The following is a 4703-nucleotide window of genomic DNA, read 5'->3' as shown; positions in this document are numbered from 1 at the left end:
TGAGCAGAGTACGGCTGCTCGACATCCTTCGCGGCCGGGCGGCACACCTCGGGGTGCGCGTCCACATGCTTGCCGAGGCACCGCCTGCCGACGAACTCGCGCTGCAGTACGACCTGGTTGTCGCCGCCGACGGGGTCAACTCTGCCACCCGGGCAAAGTTCGCCGACACGTTCCGGCCAACGCTCGACGCCCGCCGCTGCCATTACATGTGGCTCGGCACCGACCTCGTTTTCGACGCCTTCAAGTTCTACGTCGTGCAGACGCCGTGGGGTGTGATGCAGATCCATGGCTATCCGTACGACAGGCCGCACAGCGGGGGAGACGAGCTGGCACCGCTGAGCACGTTCATCGTCGAGATGCACGAGCGGGTGTGGAGAACTGCAGGCTTCGACCGGCTCGCCGCGCGCGACTTCGCCCCAGGCGAGTCCGACCTTGCGAGCATCCACCGCTGCGAGGAGCTCTTCGCCGATATCCTGTCCGGCCATCGGTTGATCGCGAACAACTCCCGGTGGATCAGGTTCACCACGGTGAGAAACGAGAGCTGGCGGCGCGGCAACGTCGTCCTCCTCGGTGACGCGGCCCATACAGCCCACTTCTCGATCGGCTCAGGGACCAAGTTGGCCATGGAGGACGCGCTCGCGCTCGCCGCGTGCCTCCATGAGCAGGTCGCGGTCGATGATGCGCTCGTGGCGTACGAGGCGGAGCGGCGCCCGGTCGTGCTGTCCACGCAGCGCGCTGCGCAGGCGAGCCTGGAGTGGTTCGAGAACCTAGGGCAATACGTCCACCAGGAGCCACCACAGTTCGCGTTCAATATCCTGACGCGTAGCCGCCGGGTCACTTACGACAATCTGCGCTTGCGCGACCGTGAGTTCCTCGACCGGCTCGATGAGTGGTTCGCTGCGAGCGAGGCCGCGCGAGGCGTCCGGCCCGAGCCGGCCGATGTGCGTCCGCCGATGTTCCAGCCGTTCCGGCTGCGGGCGCTCACGCTTCCCAACCGGGTCGTCCTGTCGGCCATGGACATGTACACGGCAGACGACGGGCTGCCGGCCGATTTCCACCTTGTTCACCTCGGCTCCAAAGCGCTCGGCGGCGCCGGCCTCGTGATGACCGAGATGGCGTGCGTCTCCCGCGCGGGCCGGATCAGTCCCGGCTGCACCGGGATGTACGACGACCAGCACGAGGCGTCATGGGCGCGGGTCGTCGACTTCGTCCACACATACAGTCCGGCGAAGGTCGGTTTGCAGCTCGGGCACTCCGGCCGCAAGGGCTCGACGAAGCTCATGTGGGAGGGCATGGACGAACCGTTGCCCGCGGGAAACTGGGAGGTGGTCGGGCCGTCACCAATCCCGTACGGACCGGCCAACCAGATCCCCCGCGAGCTGAGCCGTGACGACATGGCGGAGATCAAGGACCAGTTCGTGGCCGCGGCGCAGCGCGGTGCACGGGCGGGCTTCGATCTGCTTGAGCTGCACTGCGCGCACGGCTATCTGCTCTCGAGCTTCATCACACCGGTCAGCAACCGGCGATCCGATGAGTACGGCGGACCGCTCGCCAACAGGCTGCGCTATCCACTGGAGGTGTTCGACGCCGTGCGGGCCGTCTGGCCGAGCGAACGGCCGATGACGGTGCGGATTTCGGCGACCGACTGGGTGCCCGGCGGGGTCGACGGCGACGAAGCGGTGGACATCGCCCGCGCGTTCGCGGAACACGACGCGGATGCGATCGACGTCTCCAGCGGTCAGACAACGCCGGAGGCGCGGCCGGCGTTCGGCCGGTCGTACCAGACCCCCTTCGCAGACCGGATCCGTAACGAGGTTCGCATTGCGACGATCGCGGTCGGTGCGATCTCATCCTGGGACGATGTCAACTCAATCATCCTCGCCGGTCGCGCCGATCTGTGCGCGCTGGCGCGAGTCCACCTGTACGACCCGGCCTGGACCCTGCACGCCGCCGCGGAGCAGGACTACGCCGGCCCAGGCGCTCCGTGGCCCGTCCAGTTCCAGGCCGGATCCCGTCGCCCGCAGGCCGGCCGCACCGACGGACCTAGGCCGCGCCTCGAGCTTGTCCGCGATCCGACGGCCGACCAGACGCACCACCGCCGCTGGAACCCCTAACCGCCGCCGCTATAGCTGGTGCGCTTGACGGGCGCTGGCCCCCTGACGGGCGCTGGCCCCCTGACGGGCGGTGGCCCGCTGACGGGCGGTGGCCCGCTGACGGGCGCTGGCCCCCTGAACGGCCCGTCGCGTCAGCCTGGATACGCCGCCGTGTGGTCGGCGCAGAGCGGACTCCGGATCGCGGGGCAATCTGCGCCGACGCTTAGATAGCTCTTCGGGTGTGCGCGAGCTGCCGCCCGACCAAACGTCGTGGCTACTCGACCTTGTTTATTGCAGCGCTAGGACGGTGGCGAGCCGTCCGCATGGTTGTCCCGTTCCAAGATCTAGAAGGGTGGCGGGTCGGGGTCGTCTGGTTCGTCCGTCGGGCTAGCCGGCCGGCTCTGGTCTACGGTGTCGTCGATGATCGGTCCGACCGGGTCGGGATCTTTGGTGTAGGTGTGGCCGGTGGGGGAGCGCCAGCGGAAATGGCCGGGCCGGGGTTGACTGACCTGCCAGAGTCGGCACGTTTTGCCGTTGTGTTCTGGGCGGCAGAAGGGGCCGAGGTTCCAGTCGGCGGTAGGCCCGTCGGGATAGTTGATGGTGTGGTCGATATCGCAGGTTTCGGCGCGACGGTTGCAGGCGACGCCGCGGCAAGTGCGGTCCCGCGCGATGATGTGCTCCGCGAGGTCTTTCGGTGGCCGATAGCGGGTTTTGCCGTAGTCGAGCACGCGGCCGTTAGTGGGGTCGGTGAGGATGCGCCGCCACACCCCGCTGGCGGCGATGCGGCGGGCTACGGAGGCGGGGATGGGTCCGAATCCAGCTAGCTCGCCGGGTTGGTCGGTCAGTCCGAGCAGGGCGGGGTAGGGGACGAGCACACCGATCTCCAACCGGCGGCGCTGCCGGCGGGCCAGCCGCGGCCCGCACCGGGCCCCGCCGAGATGGCCGGTCTGCCATGCCAGTTCCGCCATCGCGACCAGCGCGTCGGCGCGCCGCTGGGCGTGGGTGCGCCCATCGTGAGGGTGGCCGATCTTCATCGCGTCGGCGGCGGCGTCGAGGACGGTATTGACCAGTGCTGTGCCCGCGGCGGGCAGCAGCGCCCACATGCTGCCCATCGCGTCCGCCTCCGGCCGACAGCGCACCTGCCGGTCGGTCATCGCCCTGTGATGCCGCTGCTCGAATCCGGCCGGGTCGGCCGCGGCGACCTGCTGCTCGACCCGCCGCCGGAACGCCGGCGGGGTCTGCTCGGCCGCAGTGGCCAGCAGCCGCGCCTCCACGGCGGCGGCCCGTTCGGTGTCGAGGATCTGCACGCCGTCGACGATGGTGCGGGCCCGCCGCAGATCGATCCGCCCGGTGCCCAGCGCGGCCAGGGTGGCCTGCCGTTCGGTGGTCAGCTCCTGCGCCACTACCACCCGGTAGGTGGCCTCCTGGTGGGAGACCCGCAACCGGGCCGCGATCTCCAGCGCGGTGGCGCGGACCGGGTCAATCCCATCCGTGGTCACCCGTAGCCCGGCGAACACCGGCCGGTGCGACAGCTCGGCCACCGCGCTCGCCTGGCGGGCCGCCGCCCACGCCGCGATCCGCTCCCATCCGGCGATCGCCTCCACGAGGTCGTAGTCGTCCAGCAACACTGCCGGCAGCTCGTCCAACGCCGCCGCCAGCCCGGCCCCGGGTGGCGCGTCAGCCCACGACCATTCCGCGACCAGTGGGGTCAGGTCTGGGGCCGGCTCATCCCACGGCGGCGGGAACACCCCGGGGCCGTGCTCCGGCGACCAATCCCAGCCCAGCGCGCCAGCGGCGCCGGCACCCGACCCATCGGCGGGAGCTGGGTCCTCGCCGCAGTCCACGGCACGTGACCAGTCAGCTCCCGGGTCGACCAGGTCGAGATCGGGCCCGTTCCAGTCCTCGGGGGCACACCCCGGGCCAGCGGCCTGCGACCAGTCCGGCTCCGGGCCGACCTCACCGATCCCGGCGCCTAGACGCGGATTGATCTCGAACATGTGTTCGATGATAGTGGGTGCCTCGGACAAAATCGCTGAGGCGCGCCTGCGGGCAGCGGCTGAGAACGGGACACTGCAGGGCGCGATGACGGGCAGGTCGAGGCCTCATGGGTTCACCATCTAGCGGGGTGCCGCGGAGTCCCGGACTTCAACACACTGTGCTGCGGATACCACCGGGTAGGCGGTTCAGCTGGGCGGCGTTGACGCTGCCATCGCACGGTCCTACGCTCCGAGAGCAAGATCGACGTGATGGTGCTTCGGTGGCACATGCGATCAAGGAGCGCCGCCGCGAACCACCGCAAGAAGCCACCTTGAAGGAGGCACTCCGTGTCGGTGCTTAGCGATCTGCTGGCGGGTATCAGCGCCGGGACTATCGAGGTGATCGATCTCACGGCACCGCTGTCTGAGGACACGCCGATCATTCAGCTGCCGCCGCCGTTAGGGAACACCAGGCCATTCGCCCGCGAGGAAATCAGCCACTACGACGAGCGCGGCCCGGCGTGGCATTGGAACAACTTCTCCACCGGTGAGCACACGGGCACGCATGTCGACGCGCCCATCCACTGGGTGACCGGCAGGGACAAGGCCGATGTGTCCCAGATTCCGGTGGGCC

The 4703-nt window shown here is 69.4% G+C and carries 3 protein-coding genes; 2 read left to right on the top strand and 1 reads right to left on the bottom strand.

The window, feature by feature from the left end; all coding sequences use genetic code 11:
- Positions 1-2114: FAD-dependent monooxygenase (locus VGR06_RS17740; RefSeq protein WP_327560195.1), on the top strand; the 2114-nt coding region annotated here is incomplete at its 5' end.
- A gap of 323 nt (positions 2115-2437) precedes the next feature.
- Here VGR06_RS17740 and VGR06_RS17735 read toward each other — a convergent pair.
- Positions 2438-4090, bottom strand: a complete 1653-nt coding sequence (locus VGR06_RS17735) for an HNH endonuclease signature motif containing protein (RefSeq protein ID WP_327560194.1) — start codon at positions 4088-4090, stop codon at positions 2438-2440.
- Positions 4091-4417: 327 nt separating this feature from the next.
- Between VGR06_RS17735 and VGR06_RS17730 the strand changes: the two genes are divergently transcribed.
- The coding region (locus VGR06_RS17730) for a cyclase family protein (RefSeq protein ID WP_327560193.1) at positions 4418-4703 on the top strand (286 nt) is incomplete at its 3' end.

Source organism: Actinophytocola sp., from assembly GCF_036002505.1.
Classification (GTDB): domain Bacteria; phylum Actinomycetota; class Actinomycetes; order Mycobacteriales; family Pseudonocardiaceae; genus DASYTH01.
The sequence above is the reverse complement of the archived record's forward strand: the minus strand, read 5'-3'. Positions and strand labels throughout refer to the sequence as shown.

Coding starts and splice junctions, on each gene's coding strand:
- VGR06_RS17735 (WP_327560194.1), bottom strand. CDS start 4,090: ATGTTCGAGATCAATCCGCGTCTAGGCGCCGGGATCGGTGAGGTCGGC.